This window comes from Microbulbifer maximicatervae (SeqCode) (genome assembly GCF_052467815.1).
Genome location: NZ_CP174326.1, coordinates 4,313,626 through 4,329,623 on the forward strand (window position 1 = coordinate 4,313,626; position 15,998 = coordinate 4,329,623).

The following is a 15,998-nucleotide window of genomic DNA, read 5'->3' on the forward strand; positions in this document are numbered from 1 at the left end:
GGAACCGGCTTCCCATATAAGAGACGGGAAGCCCATCACCCTCGGTATAGGTGTAACCCTATTGGATAACAATCACATAAGCTGGTAGTGAAAGGGCTTAGTCTCTTACGACTTCAAAATCAGAATCACTAGTGTATAACACGAATACTCCAATCCAAACCACATGACATCTACTTTTAGGAGTGGATCACCCAGCGTAAGGTTACTAGCTTATAAATTAAGTTCTACAACACGTACTTGCTACGTAATCTTGCGCTCAAGCCTTTCTCGTTTTTCATGCAACTTGGCTTTAGTACTCTGCAGGTCATTACTCTGGATAATAGCTCTCGCAAAGTAAAAACATACACCTACTCCAGTACCAAGCCCACCAAGACAGAGACCATAAATTACACTGCGAAGCAACAAAGGTGGATTTAAAAAATGAACCATTAATAGAAGTACGATTACAATAAAAAGAAGAAAGAAACAAATAAAAATTAGCGTAAGTGAACTTCTCAGCAGCTTAGTATTTCCTTTGCTCAGCTTCTCGACAAACTCTTGATGAGAGTCTATCTCTTCAATCTTCTTTCGGATCTGATCTTCCCTAAAACGAATATATTTGATACACGCTATTCCAGCGAAAAACGAAACTATAAAAGATGTGACAATTACTTCCAGGCTCACAGTTTATCCTTATATATCGCTTTTACATAATGCTATAATCACGCACCTGTTAAGTAAACTACTTTATTACGAAACCTCGTCAACCTCCGGAAGTCTTGCCCTCCCATTTCCTATTCTGAGCCCATCACCCAACGCCACACCCCACTCTTCCTCCAATAATCACTTACCATGCTTCCCAATCAAACAGTATCCATCTACAGCTTTAATATCAGTAGGAAACAACATATTGCCCCTAAAGCACCGAGTTGGAAAACGCCAGGAATTGGAACCAATGTCTCAGTCATGATACTGGTAGCGAAAGGCAATCAAGTAAAGATAGGTATCCACGCCCTCAAATACCTCTCTACTCATCGAGAAGAGATCTATATACGCATCAAAAATGAACAAAAAGTCGACATTTGAAGACGCTTAGGATAGTTGATTCAAGAAAAGAGGCCTAAGCTGATTTAAGTTTCTATAAATAGCAAACATAGCTTATCCGGTAAGTGGTACATTTTTTACGGAAAGAATGTACTTGATGTGCTTATTTAGTATTTTTTACTTCGAGCTCTAGCTGTGCTTTTGCCTTTTTTATTAGCTCGAGGCAGTCGATTGATGCTGAGGTAGCCTTGTCACAGTTGAATTGCCAACCCTCCTGGTTCTCTGCGATGTCGATTTTTAAAGTTGCTTTAAAGTAACCCCAATATAGATTAGCTTGGTCCTCTATAGTCAGTAATTTTTCTTTCACGCCGGGAAAGTATAGGGATGAAATCATTAGTACTTCTGATATAAGATCATGTGCTTCGCCGTAATTTTTATCAAAATAGCGAATTTTATCTTCGCCTTCTGCCATATCTACTTTGGCTAAAGATAACTTCAACGAGAGGCTTGACAAGTTGAAGTGAATTTTTTCAGCCAATTTACGTCTGTTTTCATAGTTTGATAACTCTCGATCTATTTTGGATTTTTTCTCGATCAAATATGCTTGAAGCACCCCGCTAAGCAGTGCACCAGACAAGGCCGAGCATGCGGCGATCAATGCGTAAGTTGATTTGATATCCAAATAAACCTCCGAGAATACTTAACAGTTAATTCAACATCACAACTTTATATCACGCTTTTCTATAATTTCAACTCCTGTCAGCCTTGTGACTGAATAATATTAGACACTAGCAGTTCTGGACACCCACCAAATAGAGTGGCGAGCAGGGAAGTAAAAGAGAAATGGGGAAATTGGTATTTGGTCTATAAAAATGATTTGAATTCAACAGGTTATAGTGAAATACCGAGTCATGAAGACTAGCCCCCTTCCCTATTAAGCACCACTGTGACCATTTCCCACTCGAAAAGCAGTACTTACCAAACGTCCCAACAAGGGATACCCACCTACGACTTGTGTTTAAGAGCAATTCTGGACACCCATCAAATAGAGTAAACTCAAGATCTTGCAAAAACTCCCTAAGCTCTGAAAGAAAGGTACTGGCTTTTCCCTATTCTGAGTCCCCGCGCCCTACCCCACTCTTCCACCAAGTATCACTGACAAAGCTTCCCCACCAAGGAATGCCCACCCACAGTTTGAGTATCGGTAGGAAGAAAACATGTTGATACTAAAGCGCCGAACAGGCGAGAACCTAAGAGTTGGTACGAATGTCTCGATCACAGTGCTGGAAGTGAAGGGAAATCAAGTAAAGATAGGCATCCGCACCCCTAAATCCCTTCCCGTTCATCGAGAAGAGATCTATGTGCGCATTAAAGAAGAACACAAAGTAGGCAATTGAGGGTGTTGAGGAAAGGCTCACCAAGGAAGGAGGCTCCAGACGATTCTCCTTCCTTTGGTTAACAAATCTAGCTCTTTGCTGAGCCGTAACCAAACAGTTAGGGCCTGAGTTTTGCTAATGATTGCTCGGACAAGTAACATTGAGGGCAACACATCAGCACAATAACTTGTTAGAGTTAAAGTGGTTCCCTACTGAAATTGGTAATTTGTTGACCAAAAACTTCTATTGCTTGTTTTTCTAAACGTTCCTTGAGGCCAATAACTTCTAGATAGTCATTCCCAGCATCTGCCACTTCATCCTCATCTTCAGATTTTTCACAAATAGACTTTAGACGCTCAGCTTCATGAGTTATTGCTTCAAGTATTATCCGGGTTTCCCAATCACATAGTGATGAGTTCATTTCTTTTATATGTGTCATAACGCAATCTGCTTTTTGAATACCTTCTGACATTTAATTGCCAATCTTGAAAGTAGACCCTTGAATTCATCCAGAGGCATATTTGCCGTTGGAGCGATACTATTATGCCTATCAAAAGAAAAAAAGTAGGCACTGAAAGGCCGCGGGACCAGATTCACAATGGAGGGAATCCCACCCAAATCTCCTCCCCTCTTTCATCATCATAGTGGCACCTTTGAGCGCACACTATTTCTATGATGGGAAATGTCACAGCCATACAGTTACTTCCAAATGTATTAGAAAACAGCTGCACACACTCTATAAGTGAAAATCGACACTAACTGGGGAGATCAGCTGAGTTCAAGACATAGCTAGCATTGCTGCAATCTGTTCACACTAATTTTTATCAGTTACCTCTTCCCATTCATCTTCATAACCGGCTGAACGAAAATATGCCATCAGCGTAATGATGATTTTCTCAAGGATATATTCACTACTCTCACCTTGCTTTTCATCTTGCTTATTAGACTCACTGACAGTTCTCCAGAAAAACTCAGCGAAGTGAATGGCCTCTTCTTTATTAGCCAAAGATCCCGATTTGATTATATCGAGGCTTTTTTTATCATTGAGTAACTCTGCATAATGCAAAAGAAACTCCTTTTCCTCGGGCAATTTATAATTAATCACCCTATCACCTTCGTACCATCTCTTATTACACTCATGCGATCAGCAACCATCTGGAGCTTTTGGACTAGTTGAGAAGCCGTCATTCTCCTCGTAATGGTTAGAAAGTAGTGTCTATTATCTTTCTGATCTTGCACAAATTTCAGATCAGGCGGCAAATCTGACTTCTCCAAAACCCAAAATACGTCGACATTTTTCCCAGGGTTTTTAGATGCTTTCAGCTTATTTATTGATTTGAGGTGCTGCCAGTTTGCCGAAAAGCTGAGTCCCGTCTGATTATGAGGAATCACCCACTCGTGCTTCCTCTATAGAGATTTAACTTTGGTGTATCAAACTTTGGTTACCGTACTATCGCCATAAAGAGGCGCATAACGTTGATCGCCGACTGTAATACCCTAGTAAACTCATAGTAGTTCGCGTGAAAAATTAACTATATTTTTTCCGTATTTTTCAACTGCTTTCTCTTTAAGAGGCTTTAGTAGGAGCCTTACTTCAATAAGATCATTACCAACATCCGCGATCTCATCTTCATTATCCGATGTTTCGCAAATATTGGACATTTTTTGTTCCATTTCTATCAGCGCTTCCAGGATAATCTTGAGCTCTGATTCTACTAGGCTTAATTGAAAGTCATTCATACCACTCTACCTTCTTTCTTAAAAACTCTTGTGGCGCTAAGGGCCATTTCTTCGAGAAGTCCTTTAAATTTATCAACCGGCATATTCTGGGTGGGAGATATGCAATAGTGATGGGCCTTATCTTGAACCATCTTGAGGCCCATTGGTGGTTTAGTATTTGGTTGAAATCTCCAAACCCAACCCGTCATCGGGGATTCATTAATCCCTTCCCGATCAAAAACACTTATACCCTTGCCGTTAGCGATAATTACTCGAATGCCATTGACCTCCATTGTATCAACATCCTTTGGTCTAACATTTGATAACTTTGGGCTTGTTGAATTACCGAGCCTAAATAGCTCTTCTGGAACAATGAAGAACTCCTTTGGGAACATGATGATCTCCTTTTCAAGATACTGAATTAATCCTGGCCCCACACCGAACAAAAGTATAAACCGCTAAGGCTATTGGCTGAAGAGGATAATTATACAAAAATTTGGTATTTACGATCTCTTATTCGAAAATATTAATTTTTTTACCTCTAAGGGCAATTCTGGACACCCTCCAAGTAGAATAGCGAGCAGAGCAACAGTAGCCGGATAAGAAAATTGGCATTGAAAATATAACAAGTTGTAAACTCAATAAGTTATATTAGCTAATCAATTCAGGAACACTTATATCCACCCTTCCCTATTCTGCACTATTACGACTGCTCCCCATCCGCAAAGCATCACTCACCAAGTTCCCGCAGTAAGGAATCCCCTCCCCACATCTTGAGTATCTTCACGAAGTAAGTAGGTTGACCATAAAGCACCGAGCCGGCGAAAGCCCATAAGCTAGTACAAGTGTGCTAGCTGCAGTACTGGAAGCGAAAAGCAATCATGAAAAGATAGGCATCCACGCCCCCAAATCCCCTCAGCCCATCGTAAAGGGATCTATGTGCGAATCGAAAGGTAAGCAATAGAAGGAGTTAAAGGCAGATTCTCCAAGGAAGGAGACTCTACCCTAATAGGGCTCCAGAGAGGCGCTATTGATAGCTAGCTATCTTTCAGGTAACGGGCGGTATGCTCATAGAACCCTTTTCACACCTACAAGGAATTACCTCTCTACAAAGCGGAAAAGACAGTACAAGTTAGAGTGAACAAGTAGCCTAGCTACTTAGCAGAAGACTTTGATCGTTTTTCAACCTACTCCTCCTCATCAATACGATCTACTAGGTTTTCTGGTGAACCCAAGGTACTGTCTTTTTCAAGCTCTTTCTTGATATCTTCAGGAAGTGGTTTGAATAACTCTTTTGCTTTCTCTTCAGCATTCCTTTTTACTTTCTCGTAACTTGGTTGACTCCTCATGAAACTCCTATCAGAAAGTGAGGGCTAATATGGTGGGTCAATGAGCCTGCTACGGAGCTTATAAATCAAACAGGCAATGCAGCTAGCGAGCGAGTGAAATATCGACTACCCGACAGTTTTCACGGTGTAGTTTCACAGTCGGCTGACCACCGCCACGTCCATACTTTGATTCTTCCTTCGGAATCACTAAATAGAAACTGCCATCAACAATCAACTTGTAGTCCCCAACTTTTGCGCTTTTGGCCGGAAACTTTGTAGCAATTTTGGAAACCCCTTTTTCAAGAGCTAGTTCATGTGAACACAAGCAGGCGCTTGCAGTGTGGGAACAAACTGTCAATGCCATGAAAACTATTATTTTTACATTAAAATTATAGAATACTTTAAACATAGCAAGTTACCTTGTATGTATGGCTACCCATTTAGTAATACAGCCTTCTTGTTGGAGCGAAACTGAAAGCGAGTCTATCAATATATACTCGTTAAGAGTCATTGACAGATGCCATTTCCTCTAATTTTCTTTTCGCAAACTTACCCCTTTCTGATACAGGGTGAGACTTATCTGAAGCAAACTTGTTAGCTAACTCCTTTGCAATAACTGCTTCAATTTTACCCAGCTCTCGTATCAAAATCTCAGCTGAAACTCGTCTAACGATAGACGAGCGATCATCAGATGATAATTCTAAAAAATCGAGTATAGGGGTCTTGATGTCTAGTTTTCGTTCACCTACGATGGGCCTTACCCTACCTTCACAATAGCGTATATCTGTCCATTCCCATTTCCGGCCCTCCATCCATACAATACGGCCTTCAAATAAACTACGATATGCCTTAGCTCTAACCGAAGGTTGAATAGCTAATCTCGCTATTTCTTCTAAATTCTCATCAAGAATAGGTGTGCGCCCAAGCTGGGAAAAAAATGATGGCATGGGCCCAGACGCAGACGAAATTAACTTACGCCAAAGCGACTCTGCTATATCTTTTTCACAAATGATTTGAAGAATAATCTGCTTGTCTTCTTCCTTGATCCTACCCCATGAGTTCCAATTTGATAGTGCAATACATAGTGCTTCAACTACGCATTTTGGATCAGTTAATTTTGCTATCTCAGGAAGCTTTTCCCTTGCAGCCTCACGCACTTGAGGCACCCAATCATTCAGCCTACGAACGGCAAGCGAGAAAAAGAATGTATTTGGCGCTCCTCCCGAAAGGGCTCGTAGAGCTTTCTCTCTTTTGTAACCATCCCAACTAATTAGGTCAAGCCAAGTTATCAGCTCCTTAGGTTTTGACCAAAGCTTCCACTTGGAAGGCGTTGATTCTCTTAGTGCTGAAGAGAACTCAGTGCGTATAAACCGTTCCCAGTAGTCAAAACTGGAAAGAGATAACTGACTCGTCACATCAACTAATGCAGACATATCAGCTACAACCTTGCTCCCCGAATTTATCGAGTTCGCAAAGTCCTTAACTGCTAAAATAACTTTCTCTTCCATCATCTTCAACTGTTGCACCTATTTCACGGCTTGAGTAGTGGTAGGACAGCCGGTTACCCTAACTGCCCCCACGCAGATCCGGACGTGCGGAACTACCGCATCCGGCTCTTCAGTAATATATTCGCTCGTGTAAAGCACGAACCCTAATACCAGTCCACAAGTATACTGCGTTTGTATACTCGCGGTGGCTTTAGCCCAAAATATCCCAGCATTTCCTTTAGACCATTCCAGTTGTAACTCTTGCGCTGACTCCGCCGGTTGAGCCATTTGTGTATGCTGTGTAAAACATAGCTGTACAAACGGGACAAGCTTCGACTGTTGTCTGGTAGACCGAAGTAGTTCTGGAACCCCTGTAGCTTGCGCTTCAGTGTGGGCAGCCATTCTCTCAGACGCTCACTGCGCTTGGCTTTGATCCAGTGGTAGAGCGCTTCCATTGCGCCCTTCTGTTTCTGTGCGGCAGTCCGGCGCCTGAGCCTGGGGCGTTTGTTGACGTCCAAGCTCCAGTAGAACTCAAAACCCAGAAACTGGAACTGCCGTTTTCGGCCCGGATGGAAGCGGCTAAAGCGCTTCAGGTGCGTTTTCTCGGGGGCTAACTGCAGGCCAAACTTGTTCAGACGTTGCGGTAGTACCCGGTAAAAGCGCTCTGCATCCGTTTTCAATTGGAAAGCCACTACATAATCATCGGCGTACCGGATTAGCATGGCTCTGCCACGCATACGCGGCTTAACCTTCTTCTCGAACCACAAATCCAGGACGTAGTGCAGATAGATGTTCGCCAGTACCGGACTGACCACACCTCCTTGCGGGGTGCCTGCTGCCGCTTTACTGAACTTACCATCTGGAGTTTGCACGCGTACTTTCAGCCACTGCTTAATCAGTGTCAGCAGGGCTTTGTCGTCGATACGAAGGGCTAGCATCCGCAGTAACCAGTCGTGATCCAGCTGATCAAAGAAGCCTTTAATATCGGCTTCAACGATGTAGCCGTAGCCTTTGAATTGCAGATTTAAGCCAAGACTGTGTACGGCTTGGTGGGCGCTTTTCCTGGGACGGTAACCGTAGCTGAAGGGCAGAAAATCCTGCTCCCAGATACTTTGCAGTAGCTGCGCTACGCTCTGCTGCACCAGTTTGTCTTCCACCGTAGGCAGCCCCAGTGGGCGCTGCTTGCCGTTGCCTTTGGGAATCAATACCCGCTTAATCGCCTGGGTGCGGTAGCGTTTGTCACACAGCCGTTGATGTAGGCATTGAATATTTTGCGGCAGTCTTTGCCGGTAAACCTCGGTAGTTACTCCGTCGATACCGGGGCGGGCCTGCTTATTGAGCTGGCCCCAGCTTTGATACAGCAGGTTGGAATTTAGCAATTCTGAAACCTGTGTCTGGGGTGGCTCTGTGCTTTAAATGCGATGGCGTGCAAGGCGGTTGTCATAGTGTCTCCAGCCCTACTTTGTCCAGACTATGTTTCTGTTGCACACCGATATTACTGTCAGCTCCTTCGCCATGTAAGCGGCTTTCCCGCTCTCGGACTACTATGAGCTGATCCGACTTCCGAGTGGTCTTCGTTGGTTTCACCATTAGGCTTAACGTCCCTACCTGTTCCTTCAGGAACCTGCTCGGATCTCTCAAGTTCTCAATACCTCTCTTTCTACATGCCACGGCTTGATAACCCCGCCGATCCGCCACAACCTCACCAATGCGGTTGCTTTGCCTGGACTTCGATGGCGTTACACATCTCGTCAATCGGAGCTCACTTTATTATCGGAGCGATACCAGCACTTCAGGGTCACGATAACCCCTATGGTCTATAGAATTCTCTGTGTACGCTTCACATAGTTTGTTCACAGTGAGAAAAAAAATGAGTATATTTTTTTTCCTTCTGCTCCGCCCTACGCGCAACACTCGATACGGGTGGCTGGTTAGGCCTTACCCGACAGGGACTTCCACCCTGCAAGAAGCATCAAGCTTAGCTTGACGTACTAACGCCCAAATCAGCGGAGTTTCAGTTCCGCTGTATTTTCTTATTACATGCCCTACGCCATCTCTCTTAGCAAGTGAATAGATGTATTTTTTGGCAACCCCATTGAGCTTGCCAAACCATCTATACGATTTGCCACCATGATAATCTCTGACTCGGCCACCCCTATCGCCTCACACAAAGCAGGATAATCAACCTCAATTTTTCTATCTGTGGCCGGGATGAATGGCTCGTCATCAATGCACTCAATTATTACTTTATCGCCCTTTCTAAACGCACGCGGACTTGGATGCCCCTCAATGGCTATGTAGAGATCGGATTCCGACTTCAATCGCATCCAGGACTCAAGATCAGCCATAGTCCCACAACATTGGGGAAATAATTTATTAACTCCATTTATGACTAGAGCAAAGCCGCCAAAGAAGGCGCAACAATCTTTGACTTCAAAATCTGATATATGCAGTTCAATTGCGCGCGCCAAATTGTTGTCATTAAGCTTACTTAACGAATGGAATTGATGATCAGCTGAATATCCGACCAAGTCTCGATATCCACTTACTGTAAGTAGCTCGTCTCTTGCAGTCGAGCTACATTCTTTCCTAAGATCGTAAGCCTGATCTGATATTGGCAACTCTATTAATGCTTCTATTTTTACTTCCATATTTATGAAATTCTGGCCCACCACTTCCTCAGCCACCCGATTCCTCTCCAAGACATCACTTACCAAGCTTCTCCGCCAAGGAATGCCCACCCACGGCTTGAAAATCAAGCACGAAGTAAGCACTTTGACCATAAATCACTAAACCGGCGAGAACCTAGGAGTCGGTACGAATGCCTCAATTATCGAGCTAAAAGTAAACCAGAATCAAGTAAAGGCAGACATCCACACCCATCAAACGAAATGAACCCTCCGCACACATCTGAATGAAGCTAATGAGAAGCGGCCTCACCAAAGGAGGCCTGCCAGGGCTTTTTCTTAAGCAGTTTAACTTTAGTGAATGGCAAGAAACACAAAACTTCAATTATCTCGCTCCCGGTCACATCAGATGCGCCATGGCCTCATCTGAATTTGCTCATCGGCGGTCACTCCCGTACGTATAAAGCTTCGACAGTACTTGCGCCCAGAGAGTTAGCCTTAACCATATAGCCAGTTAGTGCCCCTGATGCATCGCTTGGTAAATCTAATTTCTTTGATAATGCATAAACCGTAAACTGGTACCGGTGGGCGCCATGGCCTTTAGGTGGACAAGCACCACCAAAGCCCCTTAAACCATAATCATTTACTATTTGTATACTACCCTGAGGGATACGGTTTTTTTCTGAGTTTCCTGCATCAGCCTGAAGTGAAGTAGTATCTTTGGGAATATTTACAAGTTGCCAATGCCACCAACCACTACCTGTTGGTGCATCAGGGTCATATGCAAAAACAGCAAAAGCTTCTGTCCCTTCTGGCGTATTAGACCAAGATAACTGTGGTGAAATATTACTACCAGTACAGCCGAATCCCTGGAATTCCTGCTCTTTGCTCATAAATTTTCCAGCATGTATATCTTTACTCGATAGCAAAAATGACTCTGCACAAGCCGCACCGGATAAGAGCACTGTAAAGACAACAAAACTGAACCTGCTTATTACACTTGACATTTTTTCTCCAAATATATTCCGAATGAATACTTATGATAGGAGTTTCAAATTCAGAGTAATAGATCAAAAACAGTCAAAGTTTTGCCTCAAACGTTCACTCTTGTTTTTCTCAGTTCTATAGGGGTTATGCCAAAAGCTCTCTTAAACCTATCTGCAAATCGAGACTGTGACTTATAGCCACACCTTTCTGATATACGGCCTACAGGCTCAAATGTCGTTTGAAGCAAGTGCAGTCCAAAGCCAAGCCTGACATCATCTATAATAACTTTAACACTTGTACCTTCACCATTTAACTTCCTTCTTAGTGTTGACTCACTCATTGCTAATTTTGACGCCAGCATATCTACCCTTAAGTCCGCTGCTGGATTTTCACTGATAATTCTATATAACTTTTGACTCACACTCGCTGACTCCAATACAGAAGCTACTTCTTGGTACCCCAAATAAAATAATGTTTGTAATATTTCTTGTCTTCGAATATGCCATAGATCTGAAGAAACGGATGAACCCCATTCCATAAACTGATGGAGGGTTATCTCCAAAGTAGAACCTACCTCACCGGTAAAATAGCTTTTTTCAATACTCTTCTCAAAAATTAATCTATCGAAATCCTTATATTCAAATTCAATAAGCAGCGCAAAATATTCCGAATCGACTGGGATATTTCGCATATCAACTTTAGGGCTATTAGATAGAAATATAAACTCCCCCAGCTGAGCAGCTCTTTTGGCTATCCCCACCTAGTTCCTTGCATCCGTCAAGTACACATATCAAGGTAGGATTAACAATTGGAACATTAAAAATATTTTGTTCCTTATATGAGGAATAAACTGAAAAAGGTAAGCTCTTACCCTCCTCCAGCAACTGTTTTGCTAATTGCTTAAGTTTTAACATAAGTTGATTGAGCGCCTAACAGTAAATTCAAAAGCAGGGTCTATATAGCATAACCATCAATAATTACAAAATGTTCCAACCCAATCACGCACAATCAGATTCTACCCACTAGCGACGGACACTCTCTTAAGCGATAAAATATGCAGCAGTGGAGCTCTTTGGCCAGACCAAGCAATCCAACCAAAACCACTCGTAAACAATGCTCAGAGAAGTATTGAAAGTACTGGCGTTCAAAATCGGTGTTAGCGTTGCCGCTAAACAGCTTGGGTTGCATCCTTCCCAGTAATGATTTAAATTCAATAGGTTATAGTGAAATCCCAATTCAGGAAGGCTCGTCCCCGCCCTTCCCTATTCTGCACCACTGCGGCCATTCCCCACTCGCAAACATCTTAGTTCTCCCTATAAGCGATACCCAACCACGGCTTGGGTATCAGCCTGAAGTAAGTAGATTAACTATAAAGTAATGAACCAACGAATACCTCATTCACAGTACTGAGAACGAAAGGAAATCAAGTAGAGATAAACACCCACTCCCCAAGCTCCTGCCCTTTCATCACGTAGAGATCTATATACACATCGAAAATGAACAAAAATTAGACACAAGCGGAGAGTTAATAGCGAATTTCTCATAGTGGAGGCCATAACCAGGCTTCCTCCATGAGAGTTAAACGTTATTTGAGTCAAGGATACGGTAATTACATGTAATAGTTCAAATACAGCTATATCATGACTTAGAGTTTGCTTTAGTAAAAAAATAATCAATCACTTAAATCCGATAATTTGGATATACTTCAAATTTTGATAAATCCACTTGTATCTTAAAAATTACAATACGATGACCTATAAACTCTCATAGAAAAAGGCCTTGAACGAGGCACGCTTTATTTTTTACTAAAAAGAGGAGAGATTATTATCCCTATACACTCTAGATTTTCAATTTACACTGATATACCACAGAAATATTTTGAGACCTCATGAAAGTTGGGTTTCGCCATAACTTCAAAAGAACCTCAAAACATACGTTGTTGCCATATAAAATCTATAAGAGAGCAGCTTCACCTAAATATTGCTCGAGAGGCATTCGACTAGACATCAAATCCTTCAAAGGGCTAATATTAAAATTTATTTTTGCCAAATGCAGATTAGTACGATGCTCGAACTCTTTTTCTCCATTGTTACTTCCTGAATTAACGCTATGCTTCTCCTTGCTCGAAAAAGCTATACTGGCCCCACCAGCCCTCATTGCAGAGCGTAAATCTTTTTGCTTTATTTTAAAATTTTCTTTGTGACTAAACACCCAGAAATTCACTGAGCTACTCTTTATTTTTGAGACCCGATGAATTGCTTCACATGTCTTTGCGTACAACCTCTTGTTTCTTCTGACAAGTGTTTCATTAGTCTCTTTTTTATTAGTATCTACATTTAGGTTTTTTACGTAAATATCACTCAAGAAAAATTCTGGCCTAACGCCAAACCATTCCGCAGCTATATCTAGCGCTTTATAAATATCTCTTGAGCTAGTGGCATCAACACCAAAAACCCATAACTCGCCACCTAACCAAGCTGCATATCCTTTCGACTCAGGATCTTGCTTTTTAGCTCCCTCCAATCCATACGCATAGCTAGTTATAAATGGAGATCCAGCTGCACTTCCTCCATAGGTTGATTTCCATGCTGCATAAGTTAGATAGCAAGTTCGCAAAACAAAATGCCTATCAACTTCCCTGTTATTAAAAATAACACTGACATCAACTGTCTTATCGCCTATATCTCCCTCAGCTAAAGCCATTGCGAAAGGGCGACTTTCACCAATATTTCCGCTATCTTTTATTCCCATCACTTTATCTCTAGATCAAATTCACAACTATTAAATTTTACACAAATAGCAAGACAAGAAAATAAATGAAGAATTACGGATGATTACACCCAAATGTAATCAAGAACAAACCATATCTTTTGTAAGCGATCTTACGAGGTCGCAGGTGAAAGCTGTGTTTAGAGTATAGGAATAGCGTCGCTGAACACCAGCGGGCAAACATTCTGGCCCGCCACCAAATAGAGTGGTTAGCAGGGCAATAGTAGTCGTATAGGGAAATTGAACCTGTAAAAATTTGTATACTCAATAAGCTATAGTGCATCGTAAACTCAGAAAGAATATCACTCATCCTCTGCTACCCTGCACCGCTACGGCCCTTCCCCACTCGTAAAGTATCAATCACCAAGGAATACCAACCCTCAACTTGAGCATCTTCAGGAAGCAAGTAGGTTGACCATAAACAAAAGCTCTGCAGTAGGCACAGGTGTTACAGTTACAGTGCGGAAAGCGAAAGCCAATTAAGTAAAAATATGCATTCACACCTCCAAAACTCTCCATTCATCCCTAAGAAGTCTATGTACCCACCAAAAGAGTACGAAAAGTAAGCAGCGCAAGTTATTGAGAGCAGATTTTTCAAGAATTGAGCAAATACCCATCTTGCATTCCTTTACGTGGCTAATTCTGCAGGGTACTAAATGTATTGCTTGTTTAAGTAACCGCTATAACATCATATCCTTAGTACGAAAGCGGCAATATATTAGTTCTTTGTGTTGAGGTACTGCCTACTCATCAGTTAAAACTAAATCAGAATTCATGTAGAAGCACAATAGTTGGTTAAATTTCAGTCGCGCCTGAAAGATCATAGATATACGCTAGTTTCTACAGTCTGAACGTCCAGCTAATGCGCTACGTACTGAAGTATTACTTTTAAATTGGATTTCGAACCTATCGAGCAACACAAAAATAAAGCCAGGATTTTGCCATCCTCTCTCATTTTTTGTTATTTAAGGTCTTGTGATACTATAATCACATATCTACCTCTTTTGGAAAGCCAGCCATCCCCAGTTTCTTAAAGGCTGAATACAGAGCCTCTCGGTCTTTTTTCTTTAGAACCACCTGCGCTGGAACAAAGCGATTCATACCGTGTAATATGCCCACTTCTCCAGTACGCTTCTTCACTACGAGCTGTTTGGTGGCTGCACTTAGCGTAGAAACCTCTTCATCAGATAGTTTTATTTTCAAGTGATTTAGTCCTTGCTTAATACGTCATATAACACTCGCCGCACACACGAGTAACTTGTCACAGTTTCAACGTATAAAGTACACGCTTATGCCAATATTGTTAGAAGCATTTCTCAACTCAAGAACCAATTTCCTTGGATAGCACCGGCTCCACTACTCGAAAATACCAAAACGAGATTGAGGTAAACAATAAGATTACAGTTAGGCCCTCAGTGTGCGTAGCGGAAGCGCTATCCAAACCGAAAACAAACTCAATAAACAATACTGGCGGAAGAAGCATAAACAACACAATCACCATATTGTGAGGTACTAGTGCCAGCGACAAAAAGGCTGGCCTTCGATAATCAGTACGATGACGATGAGCATGCCTGTGAAGCTTATGGCCTAAAATCCAGCTTCTAAATATTAGTGTGATTATGTATGGCGTTATGCAAAGGAGCACAACAGCTGACAAGCTTAAAGATGCAGGGCTATCTACAATTCGAAGTAAAATTTGGACTAGTAACAGTGTGGAAAGCAATAATTCCCACACATTCTTACCCTTTATCAATGAAAAAATCATCGTTGAACTCGAACTCCTTCTGCATAGGCAGCCTTGTAGTGAAGATGAATCCACAACAGAAAAGCTGCCTCTATATCAGCTTTATTAGCTATATATTGCACGTTCTCTTGCATCCCTTTCTCTATCCGGGTCTTCTATACTTTTGGTAGCTTCCAGCTTCTTTAGGTAGTCAGCCGGAACCCCAATTTCTTTCGCTCCATATATCACGTGATATAGATACCAAGAATAAGGCTGCAAAGAAGGATCCGTATTCGTTGCATAATATGTAAATGCTTCGAGCGAATACCCCTTAGCGTCAGTCACCCAAACTCTCTTTTCCTGATAGCCGTATCCTAAGCCCTCCACTCTATCAAGAGTACCTTTTTCGCTATCTGATATTTCAAACAGGGCACCAATAACATAATCCCCTGGGTCTCGAGTAAATAGTGCATCGCACTTACCAGATCCGTCTTTTTTACTCACTTTATGAAAATAGAGACAATGTTCAGTTAAAGTAAATACTCCTATCCGCACGGCACTTGGAACTCTTTCCTTCAATCTTGGAAGGGACATATTTGACCCGTAAGCAAAATACCTCACGCTGGCCCCATACTGTTAACCGTTAATCAAAATTAGTTGTTGGTTCTTTCAAAAGAATAGAGGAAATAGCTCTACTATTCAGGCATGCAGAATAGAACATAAATGCCAATACTGCCTTAATTCGCATCTTGCGAATAGTCTAGTTAGAAGTCCACTTCTTATTACGAACCAGCCATACCCCCGAAAACTAACGCCTTCCCGAAAGCTACTTGCTAGTCTTCTCCATCCTCGGGAAATACCCATGTCTACAACTCACCTATTCCGTTTCTAAGGGTAGAACCTGGGATTACGTCGTAAAATTCTTTCGCACAATTTGCAGAAACCTTGTGGGTATTAAA

The 15,998-nt window shown here is 42.0% G+C and carries 18 protein-coding genes; 2 read left to right on the forward strand and 16 right to left on the reverse strand.

Annotated features, from left to right (window positions below):
- Nucleotides 1–240: 240 nt before the first annotated feature.
- Nucleotides 241–663, reverse strand: a complete 423-nt coding sequence (locus tag ACJJIW_RS18650; RefSeq protein ID WP_444936036.1) for a hypothetical protein — start codon at nt 661–663, stop codon at nt 241–243.
- 282 nt (nt 664–945) lie between these two features.
- Between ACJJIW_RS18650 and ACJJIW_RS18655 the strand changes: the two genes are divergently transcribed.
- A complete protein-coding gene (locus tag ACJJIW_RS18655; RefSeq protein WP_444936037.1) occupies nt 946–1,065 on the forward strand; it encodes a carbon storage regulator in 120 nt (39 codons plus the stop codon).
- 121 nt (nt 1,066–1,186) lie between these two features.
- Here ACJJIW_RS18655 and ACJJIW_RS18660 read toward each other — a convergent pair whose 3' ends face one another.
- Nucleotides 1,187–1,705 (reverse strand): hypothetical protein, encoded by a 519-nt coding sequence (locus ACJJIW_RS18660; protein WP_444933047.1) that lies wholly within the window; start codon nt 1,703–1,705, stop codon nt 1,187–1,189.
- A gap of 535 nt (nt 1,706–2,240) precedes the next feature.
- Here ACJJIW_RS18660 and csrA point away from each other — a divergent pair.
- Nucleotides 2,241–2,420, forward strand: coding sequence for a carbon storage regulator CsrA (csrA, locus tag ACJJIW_RS18665; RefSeq protein ID WP_444936038.1), 180 nt, complete (start codon nt 2,241–2,243; stop codon nt 2,418–2,420).
- A gap of 175 nt (nt 2,421–2,595) precedes the next feature.
- Here the strand turns inward: csrA and ACJJIW_RS18670 are convergent, their stop codons facing one another.
- From ACJJIW_RS18670 to ACJJIW_RS18735, 14 genes are all read right to left on the reverse strand, one after another.
- A complete protein-coding gene (locus tag ACJJIW_RS18670; RefSeq protein ID WP_444898365.1) occupies nt 2,596–2,871 on the reverse strand; it encodes a hypothetical protein in 276 nt (91 codons plus the stop codon).
- Nucleotides 2,872–3,213: 342 nt separating this feature from the next.
- Nucleotides 3,214–3,504 (reverse strand): hypothetical protein, encoded by a 291-nt coding sequence (locus ACJJIW_RS18675; protein ID WP_282953305.1) that lies wholly within the window; start codon nt 3,502–3,504, stop codon nt 3,214–3,216.
- Between the two features lie 401 nt (nt 3,505–3,905).
- Nucleotides 3,906–4,139, reverse strand: a complete 234-nt coding sequence (locus ACJJIW_RS18680) for a hypothetical protein (protein ID WP_282953304.1) — start codon at nt 4,137–4,139, stop codon at nt 3,906–3,908.
- On the reverse strand, nt 4,136–4,513 hold the full coding sequence (locus tag ACJJIW_RS18685) for a Tse2 family ADP-ribosyltransferase toxin (RefSeq protein WP_444897095.1): 378 nt from the start codon (nt 4,511–4,513) through the stop codon (nt 4,136–4,138). The genes ACJJIW_RS18680 and ACJJIW_RS18685 overlap by 4 nt, the downstream gene beginning before the upstream one ends.
- A gap of 792 nt (nt 4,514–5,305) precedes the next feature.
- On the reverse strand, nt 5,306–5,467 hold the full coding sequence (locus ACJJIW_RS18690; RefSeq protein ID WP_444936039.1) for a hypothetical protein: 162 nt from the start codon (nt 5,465–5,467) through the stop codon (nt 5,306–5,308).
- 82 nt (nt 5,468–5,549) lie between these two features.
- The gene (locus ACJJIW_RS18695; protein WP_444936040.1) at nt 5,550–5,855 is read right to left on the reverse strand and encodes a hypothetical protein; all 306 of its coding nucleotides are present in this window, start codon (nt 5,853–5,855) and stop codon (nt 5,550–5,552) included.
- 91 nt (nt 5,856–5,946) lie between these two features.
- Nucleotides 5,947–6,957 (reverse strand): hypothetical protein, encoded by a 1,011-nt coding sequence (locus tag ACJJIW_RS18700; protein ID WP_444937371.1) that lies wholly within the window; start codon nt 6,955–6,957, stop codon nt 5,947–5,949.
- A gap of 140 nt (nt 6,958–7,097) precedes the next feature.
- A complete protein-coding gene (gene ltrA / locus ACJJIW_RS18705) occupies nt 7,098–8,312 on the reverse strand; it encodes a group II intron reverse transcriptase/maturase (RefSeq protein ID WP_444936041.1) in 1,215 nt (404 codons plus the stop codon).
- Nucleotides 8,313–8,978: 666 nt separating this feature from the next.
- Nucleotides 8,979–9,620, reverse strand: coding sequence for a hypothetical protein (locus ACJJIW_RS18710; protein WP_444936042.1), 642 nt, complete (start codon nt 9,618–9,620; stop codon nt 8,979–8,981).
- A gap of 386 nt (nt 9,621–10,006) precedes the next feature.
- Entirely contained in the window at nt 10,007–10,567 is a 561-nt protein-coding gene (locus tag ACJJIW_RS18715) for a YbhB/YbcL family Raf kinase inhibitor-like protein (RefSeq protein WP_444936043.1), read from the reverse strand.
- Between the two features lie 86 nt (nt 10,568–10,653).
- The gene (locus ACJJIW_RS18720; protein ID WP_444936044.1) at nt 10,654–11,307 is read right to left on the reverse strand and encodes a helix-turn-helix transcriptional regulator; all 654 of its coding nucleotides are present in this window, start codon (nt 11,305–11,307) and stop codon (nt 10,654–10,656) included.
- A 1,193-nt stretch (nt 11,308–12,500) separates the two neighbouring features.
- Nucleotides 12,501–13,298: a hypothetical protein gene (locus ACJJIW_RS18725; protein WP_444936045.1), complete on the reverse strand. Its 798-nt coding sequence runs from the start codon at nt 13,296–13,298 to the stop codon at nt 12,501–12,503.
- 1,005 nt (nt 13,299–14,303) lie between these two features.
- The gene (locus ACJJIW_RS18730) at nt 14,304–14,519 is read right to left on the reverse strand and encodes a hypothetical protein (protein WP_444936046.1); all 216 of its coding nucleotides are present in this window, start codon (nt 14,517–14,519) and stop codon (nt 14,304–14,306) included.
- Between the two features lie 646 nt (nt 14,520–15,165).
- The gene (locus tag ACJJIW_RS18735) at nt 15,166–15,660 is read right to left on the reverse strand and encodes a gamma-glutamylcyclotransferase family protein (protein ID WP_444936047.1); all 495 of its coding nucleotides are present in this window, start codon (nt 15,658–15,660) and stop codon (nt 15,166–15,168) included.
- Nucleotides 15,661–15,998: the final 338 nt, after the last annotated feature.

Bases quoted from the DNA above. Each gene is read 5' to 3' on its own strand.
- ACJJIW_RS18655 (WP_444936037.1), top strand. From the start codon at position 946: ATGATACTGGTAGCGAAAGGCAATCAAGTAAAGATAGGTATCCACGCC.
- csrA (WP_444936038.1), top strand. From the start codon at position 2,241: ATGTTGATACTAAAGCGCCGAACAGGCGAGAACCTAAGAGTTGGTACG.
- ACJJIW_RS18670 (WP_444898365.1), bottom strand. From the start codon at position 2,871: ATGTCAGAAGGTATTCAAAAAGCAGATTGCGTTATGACACATATAAAA.
- ACJJIW_RS18680 (WP_282953304.1), bottom strand. From the start codon at position 4,139: ATGAATGACTTTCAATTAAGCCTAGTAGAATCAGAGCTCAAGATTATC.
- ACJJIW_RS18685 (WP_444897095.1), bottom strand. From the start codon at position 4,513: ATGTTCCCAAAGGAGTTCTTCATTGTTCCAGAAGAGCTATTTAGGCTC.
- ACJJIW_RS18690 (WP_444936039.1), bottom strand. From the start codon at position 5,467: ATGAGGAGTCAACCAAGTTACGAGAAAGTAAAAAGGAATGCTGAAGAG.
- ACJJIW_RS18695 (WP_444936040.1), bottom strand. From the start codon at position 5,855: ATGTTTAAAGTATTCTATAATTTTAATGTAAAAATAATAGTTTTCATG.
- ACJJIW_RS18700 (WP_444937371.1), bottom strand. From the start codon at position 6,957: ATGATGGAAGAGAAAGTTATTTTAGCAGTTAAGGACTTTGCGAACTCG.
- ACJJIW_RS18715 (WP_444936043.1), bottom strand. From the start codon at position 10,567: ATGTCAAGTGTAATAAGCAGGTTCAGTTTTGTTGTCTTTACAGTGCTC.
- ACJJIW_RS18725 (WP_444936045.1), bottom strand. From the start codon at position 13,298: ATGGGAATAAAAGATAGCGGAAATATTGGTGAAAGTCGCCCTTTCGCA.